We start from the raw sequence: 19,911 nt of genomic DNA, 5'->3' as shown, positions 1-19,911 counted from the left end.
GAATAAAGAAGGTAAGGCAGGTGCTATTTTATGTTGGAGCTGTTGAAGAAAAACATACATATGAATCGTTGGAAAGGAAATGCCACATCTCAGGTGACCCTTGACGATGACTTTATTGTTCCGGACAGCATGGATGATGTGGACCAGATTATTTTAAGTTCCGGCGAAATTACCATTGAGTCTGTGAAGAACCAGGCCGAACGGGTGGTGGTCCGGGGAAAACTTGATTTTACCATTCTCTATCGAGGCGCAGACGGAGGACTTCAGACTCTCTTCGGAAGCATCAATTTTGAGGAACCCATTAATGTACCGGGTCTGGAAGAGCAGGATTATGTCCAGCTTATGTGGGATCTTGAAGACTTAAACACAGGAATCATTAATTCCAGAAAATTAAGTGTGAAGGCAATCGTGACTCTTCAGGTTAAAGTGGAGTCAGCATATGATGTCGATGCTGCGGTGGAAGTGGACACAAAAATGGCAACCAAAGATTGTCCTCAGGTAGAGATTCTCCGTCGTAATGTAGATGTGGCATCCATTGCTCTTCGCCATAAGGATACATTCCGTATTAAAGAGAACATTACTCTGTCCGGGAATAAACCCAACATCGACCATATTTTATGGAGTCAGATGAAGATGAGAGGTGTTACAACAAGACCAGTAGATGGGAAAATGCTTCTTGACGGAGAACTGAAAGTGTTTGCAATCTATCAGGGAGAAGGAGAAGGCGCTCCGATTCAATGGATTGAAGAGAGTATTCCATTTTCCGGGGAACTTGACGTTCCAGAAGTTACAGATAGTATGGTACCGTCTGTAATGGTTCACTTAATTCACAAAAATATTGAAGCAAAACCGGATGCCGATGGAGAGATGCGGGAGATGGATATGGATGCGGTTCTGGAGCTGGATATGAAGCTTTATAAGGAAGATAATCTGGAACTGTTAAGCGATCTGTATTCCACCAACCGGGAACTTTCTTTACAGACAGGAGAAGTATGTTTTGATAAGATTCTCACCAAGAATATGAGCAAATGTAAGATCGTGGAAAGAGTAACTCTGGAAAATGCGGACCGGATTCTTCAGATCTGTCATAGTGAAGGTACGGTTAAGATTGATGATACGGAAGTAAAGGAAGACGGACTCCATGTAGAAGGTGTTTTAGAGGTGCGGGTTCTGTATCTGACCTCTGATGATGCCCAGCCTATTCAGTCCTCCGTAGAAGATATTCCCTTCCACTATCTTGTTGAGGCTCCAGGAATTGATGCAGATACCATCTGCCAATTGAATTCTGGTCTGGACCAGTTAAATGCAGTAATGATGGGCGGCGGCATGGTGGAAGTTAAGGCGACAGTTTCCCTTGATCTGCTGGCTCTTCAACCGGTCTGTGAGCGGATTATTATTAGTGCGGCAGATACCCCTATGGACTTAAATCGTCTGCAGAAACTTCCTGGAATTGTAGGGTATATTGTTCAGCCCAATGATTCTCTTTGGAACATTGCGAAAAAGTTCCATACAACCATTGATACAATTATGTCAACCAATGGTCTGACCGATCGGTCTGTAAAACCAGGTGACCGTTTGCTTTTAGTAAAAGAAATGTCATAAAGTGGAAAGCCAGGCAGATGTTTTGGGCTCTGTCTGGCTTTGTTGCGTCTTTTTAGGTATTTATTTAAGAAAAAGGGGCAATATAAGGATTGCTATTCACATATTGGTTTGTCCTGTTATATAATATACTATAGCTCAGCTATGGTATTGTACAGTCGATGGCGCCAAAACGCATCCAGCTGGTGCTTTAGATAGATGACAGGTTAGCCTGGGCGGTAGTGACGTGATTGCAAGGCGTTATTACCGTTTACATAGTCAGAAATATAACATCGGAGAAACACATGAACTATACTTATTTATTACAGTGTGCGGATCGTACGCTCTACTGTGGATGGACAAACCATCTGGAAAAACGTTTAAAAGCACATAATGAGGGAAAAGGTGCAAAGTATACCAAAGCCCGCAGACCGGTTACATTGGTGTATTATGAGGAGTTTGAGACCAGGGAAGAAGCTATGAAAAGAGAAGCGGCCATTAAGAAGCTTTCCAGAAAGGACAAGCTGGAGCTTGTTTTGGGATTTGATATAAAATGACCGCCACATTTCCAAAGCAGGCAGCAGGAATGGGGCGGTCTTTCTATTAAGCAACAAAGTGGTACATCAGCATGTAATGGCAGAAGCTTCCTCCCATAACAAAGAGGTGAAACAGTTCATGATTCCCGAAGTTCTTCGATTTTGGACTGAACAGAGGAAGCTTTAAGGCATAGATGATTCCTCCTACTGTATAGATAATTCCACCGGCCAGGAGCCAGCCAAAGGCGGCAGCAGGAAGTGCTTTCGTAATCTTGCTGAATGCCAGAACACAGACCCAGCCCATGGCAATATAGATGCAGGAAGAAAACCATCTGGGACACATAACAAACCAGGCCTTTATGAGAATACCGGAAAGCGCAATTCCCCAGACCAGTAAAAGCAAGTTCCAGCCAGTATGGTCTCCAAGCACAACCAGACAGATAGGGGTGTAGGTTCCTGCAATCAGAATGAAAATCATCATATGATCAATCTTCTTTAAAAGTTTATTAATCTTCGGTGAGATATCCAAAGTATGGTAGGTAGTGCTGGCTGCGTATAGTAAAACCATACTGGTAATGAAGATGGTCAGAGCGGCAATATGAAGTGCCCCATCCGAAGATGCTTTTATAAGAAGCGGAACCGCAGCAAACAAAGCCAGTATCATGGCAATGAAATGAGTGAGAGCGCTGACGGGATCTTTAACTTTTTTGTTCATATGTGGTCCTCCTTGAACGTTAATGAAAATATGTGATGTAGTATTAAATACTATGTATTCTATAATTAAATACTATACACCAATGGATGAAAATTTGCAATATCTTTTTTGAAATCAAAATATAAAAAAAGATATTTGCCATACCAGGTCTGATCCCATATAATGAAGGAAGAAAATCCGGAACGATAAGGAACCAGGAGAAGAGAAGGGAAATATAACTGTTATGAATCTAGAGATATTATATGAAGATAAAGACATACTGGTTGTGGTAAAGCCGGTTGGGATGGAGTCCCAGTCCGCAAAGTCTTTTGAGCCGGATATGGTCAGTGAGATCAAGAAACATATCAACACAATATCCCCAAAATCAGAGGAGCCATATGTAGGAGTTATCCACAGACTGGATAAACCTGTAGGTGGAGTTATGGTTTATGCGAAAAATAAAAAAGCTGCAGAGTCTTTAAGTAAGCAGGTTTCAGAACATAAGATGGAGAAAATATACCTTGCTGTAGTATGTGGAAAACCTGTGGAAAACTTTGGCACATACGTGGATTATTTGTGGAAAGACGGAAAAAATAATTGCTCGAAAATTGTGGAAAAGGGGATAAAAAGTGCAAAACCTGCAGAACTTGATTTTCGTGTTGTGGATAAAAAAGAGCAGGAAGGAAAAGAATACAGCCTTTTGGAAATAAAATTGAAAACCGGACGTCATCATCAGATCCGGGTACAGATGGCAGGGCACAAAACTCCGGTGTGGGGAGACCAAAAGTATAATCCTTTGTTTCAACAGGGAACAGTGCGAACCAATGTAGCCTTATTTGCCTCAAGTCTTTCCTTTTTCCATCCAGTCACAGGAAAAAAGATGATTTACCAGGCAAAACCCCAGACGCCTGTTTTTGATATGTTTTTAAAACAGAATTAATAGAAGGGATTTTTTTCTAAATAAAACTCTGCATAGATTTTGCCCTGTCAGCTCATAATAGCCATTGTACAAAAGAAGTACAAAACAGAAACAGGTGAGTCCATGGAGAAACCGAGCAGGAAACTGAAGAAAACAATATTAATATTGGGAGTTACAGGGGCAGTGTACCTTAGTTTTCGGTATCTGCTGCCCCTCGTGATTCCCTTTTTGATTGCCTATGTCTTTGCATTATCTCTCCGTCCCTCTGCGTTATGGATTGAGAAAAGAACCCGTTTTACCATAAAGAAAAAAGTGATTGGCATTCCACTGGCTGTAATCGGAGGGGTAGAGATCCTGATTGTCATGATTATTCTGGGAATTCTTGTCTATATTGGAGGAAGAAAACTGGTAATGGAAGCCACGTTGCTATTTCAGAATCTTCCCCAGATTATGGAACGGATTGATCAATGGCTCATGGAAAACTGCACTTTTGCAGAACAGTTTTTAAAACTTCCCGACGGTTATATGTTAGAAATGGTTCGGGATGTTCTATCCGGAGGAGAGGAAGCAATTAAGAGCAGGGCCATGTCGTTTTTAATGATTAATTCCATGAGTATTGTGAAGTGGGTGGTGGAGGTTACGGTAATTACCGTTATATTATTTATTGCCACCATATTAACCCTTCAGGAAATGGATGATATACGAAGCAGGAGAGATAATTCCATGTTCTGCTACGAATATGGGATGCTCGGTGACAGACTGATGTCTGTAGGAAGTGCATGGTTGAGAACACAGGGAGCTATCATGCTGTTTACAATGGCAGTGTGTTCCATTGGTCTGTTTCTTATGGGAAATCCTTATTTCATTCTGCTTGGAATCGGAATTGGGCTGCTTGATGCCCTTCCCATATTTGGAACAGGAACAGTGCTCATCCCATGGGCAATTGGAGCCATGATCGGCAAAAACTGGATTTATGGGATTGGACTTTTGGTTATTTATGTTATCTGCTATTTTTTAAGAGAAATTATGGAAGCAAAGATTATGGGAGATAAGGTAGGGCTTACTCCTCTGGAAACTCTTGTGTCTATGTTTATAGGGCTTCAGCTTTTTGGACTTCTTGGATTCATCCTCGGTCCCATTGGATTATTAATGATTGAAGATATTGTGGAGCTGTATGGCGGATCATGCTATAATTGCAAAAAAGAGGATTATAAACAGGAAGGGAGCAAGAAGAATTGGAGCCAAAAGAACTGATTTCATTTTTAAAAATACTGGAGCAGTTAAAATGTAATACAAGGCATAACTGGACTTCCAGTAAGAGGCATGAAAGCGTGGCAGAGCACAGTTGGAGACTGGCAGTGCTTGCCATGCTTTTAGAGCCGGATTTTGATGATCTTGATATGAATAAAGTGATCCGGATGTGTCTGATTCATGACTGGGGAGAAGCAGTAACCGGAGATATTCCAGCTTTTATTAAGACGGAAGAACATGAGAAAACAGAGGAAGAAGCAATTGAATCTCTGGTGGAGAAACTTCCGGAGCCGCTTTCTGCTTCTATTGCTTCTTTATTTGAAGAAATGAATCTCTGCCAGTCCAGGGAAGCAAAGCTGTTGAAGTCTCTGGATAAGATTGAGACATTGATCCAGCATAATGAGGGAGGACCAGATACCTGGCTGCCTCTGGAATATGAACTGAATCTGACTTACGGGAATGAGATCTGCAATAGTTTTTTACAGACCAGACAATTAAGGGATCAGGTTCGCAATGACAGCCTGGAATTAATCAGGAGGGAAAAGGATGAACATTGACCATAATACATATGAAGCAGTCACACATCTGCGCAGACGCCTTCACCAATGCCCTGAGCCTTCTGGCTGTGAGAAAAAGACCATGGAAATTTTGAAAGCTTTTCTGAAAAAACATACTTCTATGGAAATCATAGAAAAAACAGGTTGGTTTTATGCAGTACATCATGAAGGACATCCGGAAGACTCTGTAGCTTTTCGGGCGGATATGGATGCCATCAGGGGTGAAGACGGGGGATTCTTTCATGGCTGTGGTCATGATGGGCATAGTGCTGTACTGGCTGGTCTTGGTCTGCTCCTTGAGGGGGAAACTGTGGGTAAAGATGTTTATCTGATTTTTCAGCCATCAGAAGAGACCGGACAGGGAGCTGTTTTATGCAGCGGTCTGATTGATGAAAAGGGAATCCGTGAGATTTATGGGTTTCATAATCTTCCTGGCTATCCTCTTGGAAAGGCGGTATTGAAGAAAGGAACATTTGCCTGTGCGTCAAAAGGGCTTATTCTTTCCTTAAAGGGTAAACAGTCCCATGCAGCTTATCCGGAACAGGGAATTAATCCGGCATGGCTGATTGGAGAACTGATTGTTAAAATTCCTGAGCTTTTGCATGCACCTCACTTTACGGGAATGGTTCTCGCTACAATTGTTGAGGTAAAATTAGGGAGTCAGTCCTTTGGAGTATCTCCTGGAGAGGGGAGAATTTCCCTTACTCTGCGGGGAGAAAAACTGGAGGATTTAATACGTTTTGAAGAATCAGTGGTTTCCTTTACCCAAAAGCAGGCAGCAGAACGATTGATAGAAGTAAGGATATCTTCCACAGAGGAATTTCCGGATACCGTGAATGAGGCTGATATGGTAAATCGGTGTGGGCAAAAGCTTTTAGAACAGGAGATTCCTTTTATGGAAATTCAAGAGCCTTTTCGGTGGTCTGAAGATTTTGGCTGGTATTTAAAGAAGACTCAGGGAATGTTTTTTGGAGTTGGAGCAGGGGCTGATTGTCCAGGGCTTCATACAAAGGACTACGAATTCCCAGATGAGGTCATAAAAAAAGCCTTATTGTCTATGAAGGCATTTCTATAAAGAAAAGCCCGCCGCTCCTCTTGACAAACATTTGTAAATAACGTAAAATCAACCATACAATCGTTACACATTTATAAAATAAAAGACATGGAAGAGGATTAGTAAGTGATGATGTATTTCAGAGAGAAGACCATATGGTGAAAGGTCTTTATACCCCTCATGACAGAACCTGCCTTGGAGTCCCGTAGCAAACTGCGGCGTATTTCCGGCGTTATCGGATAAAAAGTGAGCCATGGTAAAACACTGGCTAAATTGGGTGGCACCGCCGAGCTGTTCGGTCCCTTTTCGGAGGGAACGGATGGCTCTTTTTAATTTCATGGAAAAAAAGGAGAATTGTCATGGCAAAGGACAAGAAATTAGTAGAAGCAATCACATCCATGGATGTAGATTTTGCTCAGTGGTATACGGATGTTGTAAAAAAAGCGGAATTAAGTGACTATTCCAGTGTAAAGGGCTGTATGGTCATCAAACCGGCTGGTTACGCCATCTGGGAAAAGATTCAGAGTGAACTGGATCAGAGATTTAAGAAAACTGGTGTTGAAAATGTGTATATGCCCATGTTCATTCCTGAAAGTCTTCTTCAGAAAGAAAAAGATCATGTAGAGGGGTTTGCACCGGAAGTTGCCTGGGTTACTCATGGAGGTCTGGAACCACTCCAGGAACGGCTCTGTGTCAGACCTACTTCCGAAACCTTATTCTGCGATTTCTACTCCAGAGAGATTCAGTCATACCGTGATCTTCCCAAGTTATACAATCAGTGGTGTTCCGTTGTGCGCTGGGAAAAGACAACGAGACCATTTTTGCGTTCCAGGGAATTTTTGTGGCAGGAGGGTCATACCGCTCATGCAACAGCAAAAGAGGCACAGGAGAGAACGGAGCAGATGTTGAATCTTTATGCAGATTTCTGTGAAGAGGTTCTGGCTATGCCTGTAATCAGAGGACAAAAGACGGATAAGGAAAAATTCGCAGGAGCAGAGGCAACATACACCATTGAGGCGCTGATGCACGATGGAAAGGCACTCCAGTCAGGAACCAGCCACAATTTTGGGGATGGATTTGCAAAGGCATTTGAGATTCAGTATTCCGATAAGGAGAATAAGCTTCAGTATGTCCATCAGACGTCCTGGGGGCTGAGCACCAGGCTGATTGGCGGAATTATTATGGTTCATGGAGATGACAACGGGCTTGTTCTGCCGCCAAGAATTGCTCCGGTTCAGGTTATCATTGTTCCGGTTCAGCAGCAGAAAGAGGGAGTTCTTGATAAGGCATTTGAGCTGAAAGAAGTTCTTTCCAATTATCGTGTAAAAGTAGATGATTCAGATAAAAGTCCTGGCTGGAAGTTCAGTGAATCCGAGATGAGAGGAATTCCGATCCGTGTGGAAATAGGACCAAGGGATATTGCAGAGAATCAGGCTGTTTTAGTCCGCCGTGACACTCATGAAAAGATTACGATTTCCTTAGATGAACTGGATAAAAAGGTAGAGCAGCTTCTGGCGGATATCCAGAATGATATGTTTGAAAGAGCAAAGCTTCACCGGGATGAGCATACCTATGAAGCGGTGGATATAGATACCTTTGTAAAAACCATAGAAGAAAAGCCTGGATTTGTAAAAGCAATGTGGTGCGGATGCCAGGAATGTGAAGATAAGATAAAAGAAGAAACAGGTGCAACTTCCCGTTGTATGCCATTTAAGCAGGAAAAACTGTCTGACACATGTATCTGCTGCGGCAAGCCGGCAACAAAGATGGTTTATTGGGGAAGAGCCTATTAATTAAAATAACCAGGAGGTCAAGTGATGAACATACAGGTTCCAAAAGCGGCAGGCATGATCATGGAACAACTGAATAACCATGGGTTTGAGGCTTATGTGGTAGGCGGCTGTGTCAGAGATAGTCTGCTCTTTCGGGAACCGGGAGACTGGGACATCACAACTTCCGCAAAACCAGAGCAGGTAAAAGGGCTGTTTGAAAGAACGGTGGATACCGGGATTTTGCATGGTACAGTGACTGTGCTTATGGATGGCGGTGCTTATGAGGTAACCACCTATCGAATTGATGGGGAGTACGAGGATGGCCGCCATCCCAAATCCGTGGAATTTACGGGAGACCTGATTGAGGATTTAAAACGAAGGGACTTTACCATTAATGCGATGGCATACAATGAAAGAGAAGGGCTTGTAGATGCGTTTTGCGGCAGGGAAGATTTAAAAGATGGAATCATCCGCTGCGTAGGTAATGCAACCGACCGTTTTCAGGAAGATGCCCTGCGGATTCTGCGTGCAATCCGGTTTTCTGCCCAGTTAGGGTTTGATCTGGAGGAAGAGACCAAAGCAGCTCTGGCTGTTATAGCACCTAACATGAAAATGGTGAGCAAGGAGCGGATTCAGGTAGAACTTACCAAACTTCTTTTGTCCGATTATCCGGAACGGATCTGGGCTGTCTATGAAAATGGAATCTCTCCATATATTTCAAAACAGTTTCATTTAGTAGGACGACGGCATTTTGACGTTGAAAAGCTTAAATTCCTTCCGAAAGAGAAGCATTTGCGCTGGGCAGGATTTCTCCGGTTCGAGCATTCGGATTCAGCGGTGGAGATATTGAGGGAATTAAAACTTGATAATGAGACCATGAATCAGGTAAAGACTCTTGTGGCTTTATGGAAGCAGGAGATACCAGGAAGCAAACCGGCTGTTCGAAGTCTTATGAGCACGTTATCTCCAGAGTTGTTTGAAGATCTTTTGTGCTTTATGAAATTATTTATTTCTGAGACAGAACTTCCCAAATTAAAGCAGATGGAGGCTGACTCCAGAGAGATTTTAGACAATGGAGACTGTATCCGGTTAAAGGATATGGCAGTGACCGGCAGGGATCTGATTCAGGCAGGAAGAAAGCCGGGACCTAAGCTGGGGGCAGTGCTGGACACTTTATTTCAGGAAGTACTAAAAGAACCAACCCACAACCAGAAAGAGTACTTAATGGATCTGGCGGAACGGTTATAGAAAATGGGCTTTTGCCCTCTATAACTTTCCGCCAGATTTTGCATATTTTTTCCGGCCCTTTCATACCCTAGAAGTAGCTGATGTGCTAAGAGTTGGAGGGGTGGTTGTGAACGAGAAATACACAGAGGTGCTTTCGCAGTATGAGCTTGAAATTCTTGATGTAAAGCGCGGCCGGGGCGCCTGGTTGTGTGAGACGAATAAAGGTCTGAAACTGCTTCGGGAATATAAAGGAACGTTAAAGCGCCTGGAATTTGAGGATGAGGTATTTTCCCAGATGGAGGAGGCGGGTCATGTTTGTGTTGACCGTTATGTCAGGAACAAAGAGGGGGAACTTCTTTCCATTGCGGATGATGGAACCCGTTTTATTGTAAAGGACTGGTATGCAGATCGGGAATGCAATTTAAAAGACAGCAAAGAGGTGCTTTGCGCCATTGAACGGATTGCCTGTTTACATAGGATTCTTCGTGGAATTGAATTCAAGGAGGAGTGGAATCTGGGCTCTATTCTTGTGCAAAAACCTGCGGAGGAAATGGAGCGTCATAACAAAGAGCTGGTTCGCGCCCGTTCTTTCATTCGGAATAAAAGGAAAAAGTCAGAATTTGAACTTTGCGTCATGGGAAATTATGATGTTTTCTATGAGCAGGCAATGGAAGCCTGCAAGGGAATGGCTGGTTTTATGGAAAATGGAGAAACAGAAAAAGAGTATCTGTGCCATGGGGATTTAAACCAGCATCATATTCTTATGTGCCCTCATGATGTGGCAATTGTGGAGTTTAACCGGATGCATAAGGGGATGCAGATGGAAGATTTATACCATTTTATGCGTAAGGCAATGGAAAAGCATGACTGGAATTTAAAGCTTGGAATGGCAATGCTTGAGACTTACTCGAATGTGCTGTCTATTTCGGCTGCAGACAGGACCTGTTTATATTATCTGTTTTTGTATCCTGAAAAGTACTGGAAGCAGATTAATTTTTATTACAATGCAAACAAGGCATGGATTCCTTCCCGGAACATTGAAAAATTAAAGGATTTGGAGATTCAGGAATCTGTACGAAATACGTTTTTATCAAGATTAAAATAATGGAAATACACTTTTCTTTTATGATGTTATGATTTATAATAACCATAACAGAAATGGAGAGAAGGGAGTATTTGTGATGAAAGACTACAAGAGCATCTATGATGAATGGCTTTTGAATCCATATTTTGATGAAGCTGCCAAAGAGGAGCTTCGAGGGATTGCAGAGAATGAAGGCGAGATCAAAGAGCGTTTTTATAAAGATCTGGAATTTGGCACTGCAGGTCTTCGGGGAATCATCGGGGCAGGAATTAACCGCATGAATATCTATGTTGTAAGAAGAGCGACACAAGGACTTGCAAATTATATTATAAAACAAGGCGGCGCTTCAAAAGGCGTGGCCATTGCATATGACTCCAGGCATATGTCTCCGGAGTTCGCAGAAGAAGCGGCACTGACATTAGCAGCCAATGGCATCAAGGCGTACAAATTTGATTCTCTGCGACCGACACCGGAGCTTTCTTATGCCGTAAGGGAGTTAGGCTGTATCGCTGGTATTAATATTACTGCCAGCCATAATCCGCCGGAATATAATGGATATAAGGTATACTGGGAGGATGGTGCCCAGTTTACACCGCCTCATGATAAGGGTGTAACCAAAGAGGTCATGGATATTGTGGATCTGTCTAAGGTAAAGACCACCACCAGGGAAGAAGCTGAGGCAGCAGGAAACTATCAGATTATTGGTTCTGAGATTGATGATAAGTATATTGCCCATGTAAAAGCCCAGGTGGTTAACCAGGATGCCATTGACAAGATGCAGGATGATATCCGGGTGGTCTATACTCCTTTACATGGAACTGGGAATCTTCCTGTAAGAAGAGCCTTGAAAGAGATTGGCTTTACCCATGTTTTTGTGGTTCCGGAGCAGGAACAGCCTGATGGTGATTTCCCTACGGTCGGTTATCCAAATCCAGAGGCGGAGGAAGCCTTTGCCTTAGGGCTTGCTCTCGCAAAAGAGAAGAACGCAGATCTGGTGCTGGCAACAGACCCTGATGCGGACCGTCTTGGTGTATATGTAAAAGATGAGCGGACAGGAGCGTATATTCCTCTTACTGGTAACATGTCCGGTGCCCTTTTATGTGAATATGTATTAAGTCAGAAAAAAGAACGGGGAGCAATTCCTGCTGATGGACAGGTCATTAAATCCATTGTAACCACCAATTTGGTGGATGCAGTTGCCAGATCTTATGGCTGTGAACTGATCGAAGTGCTTACTGGATTTAAATACATCGGACAGCAGATATTAAAAGAAGAAACAACTGGTTACGGAACTTATATGTTTGGTTTAGAGGAAAGCTATGGCTGTCTGATCGGTACATATGCCCGCGATAAGGATGCGATATCTGCTTCTGTTGCCCTGTGCGAAGCTGCGGCTTATTATAAGACCAAAGGCATGACCTTATGTGATGCCATGATAGCCATGTATGAAACATATGGATATTATAAAGATGCAGTAAAAGCCATTGGATTAAAAGGGATTGAAGGACAGGAAAAGATTCAGGCAATTATGGCTTTCATGAGAGAGAATACACCGGATCACGTAGGTGATTATCAGGTCCTTTCTGCCAGGGATTATAAGCTTGATACAGTGAAGGATATGTCAACAGGTGAGGTGATTCCGACTGGACTTCCTCAGTCTGACGTGCTTTACTATGATTTGTCCGATGACGCATGGTTATGCGTAAGACCTTCGGGAACGGAACCCAAGATCAAATTCTACTATGGTGTCAAAGGGGCTTCTATGGAAGATGCAGAGAAAAAGTCTGCCGGACTGGGAGAAGCAGTGATGGCTATGGTGGAAAAAATGATATAATAAAAGACAGGATATTTTATATTATAAAGCCGGACACATATCATCAGTGATATGACCGGCTTTTTTTGTGTGCAGCAGTTCTTTTTACTGTTTTTTATACTTTTTTGAGTATTCTTTTAATTCCTTTAATGCTTCTCCAAACAGTCTGGAAGAGGCAGTAGGATTACGGCGGAGAATTCCTTTCCGGTAAAACCCCAGATATCTGGTCAGCTTTTCTTTGTTTTCTGTAAGAGACTGCAGTTGCTCCATAAGAACAGATTCCTTTAGTACGCTGGCAGTTTCGGTCTTTAAGTTGGTGATCTTCACCATTGTTTCGGTCTTTAATTCGGACATCTTCTGGGTTGTCTCCGCCTTTAAAAGGGCGATCTGAACCTGAACCTCTTCCAGTTCTGCTTTGATTCCGGTTAGTGATTCCAAAATGCGTCCAAGATCCAGGGCTTCTTTTACTGAATGTATGGTATCTGTCAGGAAGATGGCTGTAATGATGAGTGCCAATACAGTTGCCGGGGTCTGGTTCAGGGAGAGAACCAGCCATCCTAAGGGAAGGTGGACTACTTCTGTAAGAAGAATGGTTAAAAATCCCCAGGCAATGGAGGTGCCAAGGCATACATATCCATTGATATTAAACGGATTGTTGGAGTAATCCCAATACTTCATTTTAAAGAGCCGTTCCATGATATAACCGGTAATATATTCCAGTACGGAAGCGCCTGCCATACCAAAGAGAAACACCAGCAGAATATTACCCTTTACAGGAAGAGACAGCCACAGCATAATGATTGCTCCGCTTCCATACAAAGGCAGGAGGGGAAGCCTTAAAAATCCCCTGTTTACAAAACGAAGGCTTCTTATGGAAACGTAGGCTGACTCGATGATCCAGCCGATAAAGCAATATATGAAAAAAAACAGCAGCCATTGATACCATGTATAAACGTACATAAGCATAACCCCTTTCTTTCATGATCCATATTGGCTTTATCATAAACGGTTTTGTTTTATTTTGCAACTGAAAAGAACAGGAATTCATTCAGTCAAAATTGACAGGCAGGTCACCCCTTTTATTTTATGTCTATAAAGAGTTATTGCCGGGATAAGAGCAGTTGAAACATGAAGATCTTTTTTTACTTGCCTTAATCGCTTCCATCATGTAGAATTATCATGTTTCGCATGTATTTGTATGAGGGGAATGCAAAACCAACAGACACCATGTATAAAGAGAATTATGAAACGCATTTATAAAGGAGTTTTCAATGAGCATATTAAACGTAGAACATTTGACCCACGGATTTGGTGACCGTGCCATCTTTCAGGATGTTTCTTTCCGGTTGTTAAAAGGAGAGCACATCGGTCTGATTGGTGCCAATGGAGAGGGAAAATCCACATTTATGAATATTATAACCGGGAAACTTCAGCCGGATGAGGGGAAAGTTGAGTGGTCGAAAAACGTCCGGGTAGGATATCTGGATCAGCATACGGTGCTGGAAAAGGGGATGACCATAGGAGATGTGTTAAAGGATGCGTTTGCATTCTTATTTCAGATGGAAGAGCAGATGAACGATATCTGCGATAAAATGGGAGAAGCAGATGAAGAAACCATGACTTCCATGATGGAGGAACTTGGAACCATTCAGGACCTTCTTATGGCACATGATTTCTATATCATTGATTCAAAGGTTGAAGAAGTAGCCAGAGCATTGGGACTGACAGATATGGGTCTTGATAAAGATGTAACCGAATTAAGCGGAGGGCAGAGAACCAAAGTACTTCTGGGAAAACTGCTTTTAGAGAAACCGGATATTCTTCTCCTTGATGAGCCGACCAACTATCTTGATGTGGTTCACATTGAATGGCTCAAGCGGTATCTCCAGGAATACGAGAATGCCTTTATTCTGATTTCCCATGATATTCCGTTTTTAAATAGTGTAGTAAATATTATTTATCATATGGAAAATCAGAATCTGGACCGGTATGTAGGGGATTATGACAAATTCCAGGAAGTCTATGCTGTAAAACGCTCCCAGTTAGAGGCGGCATATAAACGTCAGCAGCAGGAGATTGCGGAACTGGAGGATTTTGTGGCGCGTAATAAAGCCCGTGTTTCCACCAGAAACATGGCAATGTCCAGACAGAAGAAATTAGATAAGATGGATGTAATCGAGCTTGCAAAGGAAAAACCAAAGCCGGAATTTCATTTCATGGAAGCCAGAACTGCAGGAAAGATGATTTTTGAAACAAAAGATATGGTAATTGGTTATGAGGAACCCTTGTCCAGACCATTAAACCTTTCTATGGAGCGCGGCGAGAAAGTGGTCCTTGTAGGAGCGAATGGAATTGGAAAGACTACCTTATTAAAAAGCATACTGGGACTTGTGCCTTCCTTAAGCGGAGGCGTGGAATTGGGAGACTATTTATCCATTGGATATTTTGAGCAGGAGATGACTCCTGATAACAAAACCACCTGTATTGAAGAAATATGGAAGGAATTCCCATCCTACACCCAGTACCAGGTGCGATCTGCTCTTGCAAGATGCGGTCTGACAACAAAACACATTGAAAGCCAGGTGCGGGTTTTAAGCGGCGGAGAGCAGGCAAAGGTCCGGTTATGTAAACTCCAGAACAGGGAAAGCAATGTTCTTCTTTTGGACGAGCCGACCAACCATCTGGATGTAGATGCAAAAGAGGAATTAAAAAGGGCATTAAAGGAGTATAAAGGAAGTATGCTGCTGATCTGCCATGAACCTGAATTTTATGAAGGACTTGCAACCAGAATTCTGGACTGCAAAGAATGGGCACTTCGCTTATCATAAGGAAATAAACAAAAAACAGGATTGAGTTTCAATGGGAAACTCAATCCTGTTTTACACGTTCTATGCGGAATGATCCGTATTAAAAAATACAAATCAGATTCTTAGGGGGGCCGGACGGTTTTCACCGTCCGGTATGAGTATGAAAAAGCTTTGTGATTTCAAGTAAGTTACTTGAAACAAAAGGCCCGTCATCCTTTCGGATAACGTAATATTAGTATACAAGGAAATTGTGACAAAAATGTGTACACGACATTAAAAAATAATAAAGATAATTAAAATTCAAAAACCCCTTTAAAAAGATAGGGTTATTGTATATAATAAGATAGAAACTGCGACTTAATTTGCGAAATACACATAAAATTGAAGATAAAGGGTACTTTGGGGACCGGATATAGGAATCAGGAGGAAGAATAATTATGATGTCCAATGATATTGGAATTGATTTAGGCACAGCCAGCATACTGGTATATATTAAAGGCAAGGGAGTTGTATTAAAAGAACCTTCTGTTGTAGCCATTGACCGTGATACAAATAAAATCAAAGCCATTGGAGAAGAAGCCAGACTGATGATCGGAAGAACTCCGGGTAATATCGTTGCAGTCAGACCGTTGCGTCAGGGTGTTATCTCTGATTATACAGTAACAGAGAAGATGTTAAAATATTTTATTAATAAAGCGGTTGGAAAAAAGACATTGAGAAAGCCAAGAATCAGTGTGTGTATTCCAAGCGGTGCAACGGAAGTTGAGAAGAAAGCGGTTGAAGATGCGACTTATCAGGCAGGTGCAAGAGAAGTGTCGATTATTGAGGAACCAGTTGCGGCTGCGATTGGCGCAGGAATTGACATTGCCAAAGCATGTGGAAATATGATTGTAGATATTGGGGGAGGAACTTCTGATATTGCAGTTATATCTCTGGGAGGAACCGTTGTGAGCACCTCCATTAAAGTTGCAGGAGACGATTTTGATGAAGCTCTTGTCCGGTATATGCGGAAAAAACATAACCTTTTAATCGGTGAGAGAACAGCAGAAGAGATTAAGATTAACATTGGTGCGGCATACCGCAGACCAGAAGTCTTAACCATGGAAGTCCGTGGAAGGAACCTGGTAACCGGTCTTCCAAAGACCATCGTGGTTACATCGGATGAAACTCTTGATGCCTTGAAAGAACCGGCGATGCAGATTGTTGATGCGGTTCATAATGTTTTAGAGCGCACACCACCGGAACTGGCAGCCGATATTTTTGATCGCGGAATTGTTCTTACCGGCGGCGGTTCACTGCTCAGCGGTCTGGATGCCCTGATCGAAGAAAAGACAGGAATTAACACCATGATTGCAGAAGATCCATTAACAGCAGTAGCGATCGGAACTGGTAAGTTTATTGAATTTACTCATGGCGGCGAGAACAAAAGAGAATTTTAATGTTTTTAGATAGAATGAATAACGGCTTATTTGACTGCTTTTAACAACCCTGGCGGTATCAGAAGATTCCGGCAGGGATTGTTTTGGGCAGTCTGTCTGTCTTTGCGGGAGGAATCATGGCAACAGTCTGCGGGTTTGTAGAAAGAATTAAATACAGGAACGAAGACAATGGCTACACGGTCTTGAGCCTTACAAGTGAAGGGGAGGAGTATACCCTTGTTGGAAGTTTCCATTACATCAGTGAGGGAGAGATGGTGGAGGCAACAGGGGCTATGACCGAGCATCCGGTGTACGGAGAGCAGATGACTGTGGAAAGCTATGAGATCAAGACGCCGGAGGACACTAAAGCCATGGAACGGTATCTGGGTTCTGGCGCCATTAAGGGCGTCGGGGCAGCTCTGGCGGCGAGAATCGTGCGTCATTTCAAGGCTGATACGTTTCGAATTATGGAAGAAGAACCGGAACGCCTTTCTGAGGTGAAAGGTGTCAGTGAGAAGATGGCAATGTCCATATCCCAGCAGATTGAACAGAAGAAAGAGATGCGTCAGGCGATGATGTTTTTGCAGGAATATGGAATTTCCATGAATCTGGCTGTTAAGATTTATCAGGAGTATGGACCAAGGCTTTACGGTATCATCCGCGAGAATCCTTATCAGATGGCAGATGATATTCCTGGTGTGGGATTTAAGATGGCAGATGAGATAGCCAGAAAAGTCGGTATTTTTACGGATTCGGATTTCCGTATTAAATGCGGGGTGCTTTATGTCCTTTTGCAGGCGACAGGGAATGGGCATACCTATCTTCCGGAGGAAGATCTGCTTTCCCAGGCGTCTGAACTGTTAAAAGTGGAGCGGGAGTCTATTGGGAAACATCTGATGGATATGCAGCTTGATAAGCGTCTGGTGATCCGTGAGGCAGAGACAGAAGGCAAGCGTGTAGTTTATGCAGCCCAGTACTACTATATGGAATTAAATACTGCGAAAATGCTTCATGATTTAAATATCAGAGGGCGTATGCCGGAAGAAGAAATTCGGACAAAGCTTCTGCACATTCAGAAAGAAGAGAAGATAGAGCTGGATGAAAAGCAGGTTAAGGCTGTGGTGGAGGCGGTAAACAGCGGTCTCCTTATTGTGACAGGAGGACCGGGAACAGGAAAGACTACCACCATCAATACCATTATCCGTTTTTTTGAAAGTGAAGAGATGGAGATTTTACTGGCGGCACCAACCGGCAGGGCGGCAAAGCGGATGACAGAAGCCACCGGATATGAAGCCAGAACCATTCACCGGCTTTTGGAACTGACTGGAGTTCCGGGAGATGACCGGTCTTCCTCCACTCATTTTGAGAGAAATGAAGAAAATCCTCTGGATGCAGATGCAGTGATTATTGACGAGACCTCCATGGTGGATATTCATCTGATGCAATCGTTGCTGAAAGCCATTAATCCTGGAACCAGGCTGATTCTTGTGGGAGATGTGAATCAGCTTCCCAGCGTGGGTCCGGGTAATGTCCTTCGTGACATGATTGAATCCCAGTGCTTTAATGTTGTTATGCTGACCAAGATTTTCCGTCAGGCGACCCAAAGTGATATTGTAGTGAATGCCCATAAGATCAATGACGGTGAAGTCATTTTCCTGGGGAAAAAGAGCAGGGACTTCCTATTTATTAAGCGGGAAGATCCCAATGCAATTATTAATGCCATTATTACTCTGGTTCATGATAAACTTCCGGGGTATGTTCATGCAGATCCTTATGATATTCAGATCATGACACCCATGAGAAAAGGCGCCATTGGAGTGGACCGGTTAAATACTATTTTGCAGGAATATTTAAATCCTCCGGCACAGGAAAAGCCCCAAAAGGAGATTGGAGATTCCATCTACCGGACAGGGGATAAGGTGATGCAGATTAAAAATAATTATAACATGGAATGGGAAGTGCGGAATGCCTATGGAATCCCTGTGGAAAAGGGAACCGGTGTTTATAATGGAGATATCGGTATGATCCGGGAGATGAATGAATTTGCAGAGCTTGTTACAGTGGAATTTGACGAGCACCGTATGGTGGAGTACAGTTTTAAGCAGTTAGAGGAACTGGAACTTGCCTATGCCATTACCATTCACAAGTCTCAGGGAAGTGAATATCCAGCTGTGGTGATTCCCGTTTTTCCAGGTCCCCGTATGCTTATGACCAGGAATCTGATCTATACTGCCGTTACCCGTGCAAGAGCCTGCGTCTGTCTCGTAGGAGTCCCTGAGGTCTTTCAGGATATGGTCAATAACGAAACCGAACAACGAAGATATTCCGGGTTAAAAGACCGGATTAGTGAAATAAACCAGCTTTCATAATATTCTTTTGGCAGGGAGGTTTTTCCTTCCTGCTATCTCATCATTCTTATATTCAGGAGACTCCTTTCATATGAATTTTTCTCTTTTTATAAATGCTTTTATTGATTTGTTATTTCCCAGGCGGTGCCCTGTGTGCGACGGAATTGTCATGCCAAAGGGGAGACTGATCTGCCCGGAATGTTTTACCAGACTGTCTTTTGTAAAAAATCCATTCTGCAAAAAATGCGGCAAAGAGGTTCTGAACGAAGAGGCGGAATATTGCTTTGACTGCACAAAACACAAAAGAAGCTTTGAATATGGTCTGGCTTTGCTGAACTATGACAAAAGAGCAAGAAAGTCCATGTCTAAAATTAAATACAGAAACAGAAGAGAGTACATAGAATTTTACGGACAAGCCATTGCATTCCGCTATAAAAAGATGATTGGGCGAATGAAAGCGGAGATTCTGGTACCTGTACCCGTCCACCCATCGAGGAAAAGAAAACGTGGGTTTAACCAGGCGGAACTTCTGGCTGATTGTATTGGGACGTATTTGTCCATTCCCGTTTCTTCCGGAGGACTATTACGCAACAAAAACACCATGCCCCAAAAGGGACTGAATCCTGCAGCAAGACTTAAAAATCTGGAGGAAGCATTTGTGGCGGGAAAAGAGATAAAAGGAATAGAAAGCGTTATCCTGGTTGATGATATTTACACAACCGGAAGTACCATAGAGGCCTGTACCAGAGTGTTGAAAAAAGCTGGGGTAAAGAGAGTTTATTTTCTTGCAATTTGTATTGGACGGGGATATTAGAATGAGGTATGATTAAGAATAATTACATACAGGAGGAGT

At 42.8% G+C, this 19,911-nt stretch carries 16 protein-coding genes and 1 other annotated feature; of the genes, 14 read left to right on the top strand and 2 right to left on the bottom strand.

Going from position 1 to position 19,911, the window contains the following annotated elements; translation table 11 throughout:
• Positions 1-30: 30 nt before the first annotated feature.
• Positions 31-1,602 carry an SPOCS domain-containing protein gene (locus FAY33_RS06595; protein WP_143320008.1) on the top strand — a complete coding sequence of 524 codons (1,572 nt, stop codon included), beginning with the start codon at positions 31-33 and terminating at the stop codon, positions 1,600-1,602.
• Between the two features lie 281 nt (positions 1,603-1,883).
• A complete protein-coding gene (locus tag FAY33_RS06590; RefSeq protein WP_143320006.1) occupies positions 1,884-2,135 on the top strand; it encodes a GIY-YIG nuclease family protein in 252 nt (83 codons plus the stop codon).
• Positions 2,136-2,181: 46 nt separating this feature from the next.
• On the opposite strand, the gene FAY33_RS06585 is transcribed toward FAY33_RS06590, so the two are convergent.
• Positions 2,182-2,829, bottom strand: coding sequence for a hemolysin III family protein (locus FAY33_RS06585; RefSeq protein ID WP_143320005.1), 648 nt, complete (start codon positions 2,827-2,829; stop codon positions 2,182-2,184).
• Between the two features lie 223 nt (positions 2,830-3,052).
• Here FAY33_RS06585 and FAY33_RS06580 point away from each other — a divergent pair, with 223 nt between their 5' ends.
• From FAY33_RS06580 to FAY33_RS06545, 8 genes are all read left to right on the top strand, one after another.
• Positions 3,053-3,748, top strand: a complete 696-nt coding sequence (locus FAY33_RS06580; protein WP_143320004.1) for an RluA family pseudouridine synthase — start codon at positions 3,053-3,055, stop codon at positions 3,746-3,748.
• A 102-nt stretch (positions 3,749-3,850) separates the two neighbouring features.
• A complete protein-coding gene (locus FAY33_RS06575; RefSeq protein ID WP_143320003.1) occupies positions 3,851-4,981 on the top strand; it encodes an AI-2E family transporter in 1,131 nt (376 codons plus the stop codon).
• Entirely contained in the window at positions 4,963-5,535 is a 573-nt protein-coding gene (locus FAY33_RS06570) for an HD domain-containing protein (RefSeq protein WP_143320002.1), read from the top strand. Before FAY33_RS06575 ends, FAY33_RS06570 begins: the two co-directional genes overlap by 19 nt.
• Positions 5,525-6,610 carry an amidohydrolase gene (locus tag FAY33_RS06565; RefSeq protein ID WP_143320001.1) on the top strand — a complete coding sequence of 362 codons (1,086 nt, stop codon included), beginning with the start codon at positions 5,525-5,527 and terminating at the stop codon, positions 6,608-6,610. The genes FAY33_RS06570 and FAY33_RS06565 overlap by 11 nt, the downstream gene beginning before the upstream one ends.
• 79 nt (positions 6,611-6,689) lie before the next feature.
• Positions 6,690-6,896 (top strand) — a binding site (T-box leader).
• A 52-nt stretch (positions 6,897-6,948) separates the two neighbouring features.
• Positions 6,949-8,382, top strand: a complete 1,434-nt coding sequence (proS, locus tag FAY33_RS06560) for a proline--tRNA ligase (protein ID WP_143320000.1) — start codon at positions 6,949-6,951, stop codon at positions 8,380-8,382.
• Positions 8,383-8,406: 24 nt separating this feature from the next.
• Complete coding sequence (locus FAY33_RS06555; protein ID WP_143319998.1) at positions 8,407-9,609, top strand: CCA tRNA nucleotidyltransferase; 1,203 nt, start codon at positions 8,407-8,409, stop codon at positions 9,607-9,609.
• Between the two features lie 106 nt (positions 9,610-9,715).
• Entirely contained in the window at positions 9,716-10,693 is a 978-nt protein-coding gene (locus FAY33_RS06550; RefSeq protein WP_143319997.1) for a spore coat protein CotS, read from the top strand.
• 76 nt (positions 10,694-10,769) lie between these two features.
• The gene (locus tag FAY33_RS06545; protein ID WP_143319996.1) at positions 10,770-12,506 is read left to right on the top strand and encodes a phospho-sugar mutase; all 1,737 of its coding nucleotides are present in this window, start codon (positions 10,770-10,772) and stop codon (positions 12,504-12,506) included.
• Positions 12,507-12,590: 84 nt separating this feature from the next.
• On the opposite strand, the gene FAY33_RS06540 is transcribed toward FAY33_RS06545, so the two are convergent.
• A complete protein-coding gene (locus tag FAY33_RS06540; protein WP_143319995.1) occupies positions 12,591-13,445 on the bottom strand; it encodes a putative ABC transporter permease in 855 nt (284 codons plus the stop codon).
• Between the two features lie 311 nt (positions 13,446-13,756).
• On the opposite strand from FAY33_RS06540, the gene FAY33_RS06535 reads away from it, so the two are divergent.
• From FAY33_RS06535 to FAY33_RS06520, 4 genes are all read left to right on the top strand, one after another.
• Positions 13,757-15,313, top strand: a complete 1,557-nt coding sequence (locus FAY33_RS06535; RefSeq protein WP_143319994.1) for an ABC-F family ATP-binding cassette domain-containing protein — start codon at positions 13,757-13,759, stop codon at positions 15,311-15,313.
• 416 nt (positions 15,314-15,729) lie between these two features.
• Positions 15,730-16,731, top strand: a complete 1,002-nt coding sequence (locus FAY33_RS06530; RefSeq protein WP_143319992.1) for a rod shape-determining protein — start codon at positions 15,730-15,732, stop codon at positions 16,729-16,731.
• Between the two features lie 116 nt (positions 16,732-16,847).
• Positions 16,848-19,079 (top strand): ATP-dependent RecD-like DNA helicase, encoded by a 2,232-nt coding sequence (locus FAY33_RS06525; RefSeq protein ID WP_143319991.1) that lies wholly within the window; start codon positions 16,848-16,850, stop codon positions 19,077-19,079.
• Between the two features lie 70 nt (positions 19,080-19,149).
• On the top strand, positions 19,150-19,872 hold the full coding sequence (locus FAY33_RS06520; protein WP_143319989.1) for a ComF family protein: 723 nt from the start codon (positions 19,150-19,152) through the stop codon (positions 19,870-19,872).
• Positions 19,873-19,911: the final 39 nt, after the last annotated feature.

This window comes from Clostridium sp. HBUAS56010 (assembly GCF_007115105.1).
GTDB lineage: Bacteria > Bacillota > Clostridia > Lachnospirales > Lachnospiraceae > Lacrimispora.
This window is presented reverse-complemented; position numbering and strand designations above follow the sequence as displayed.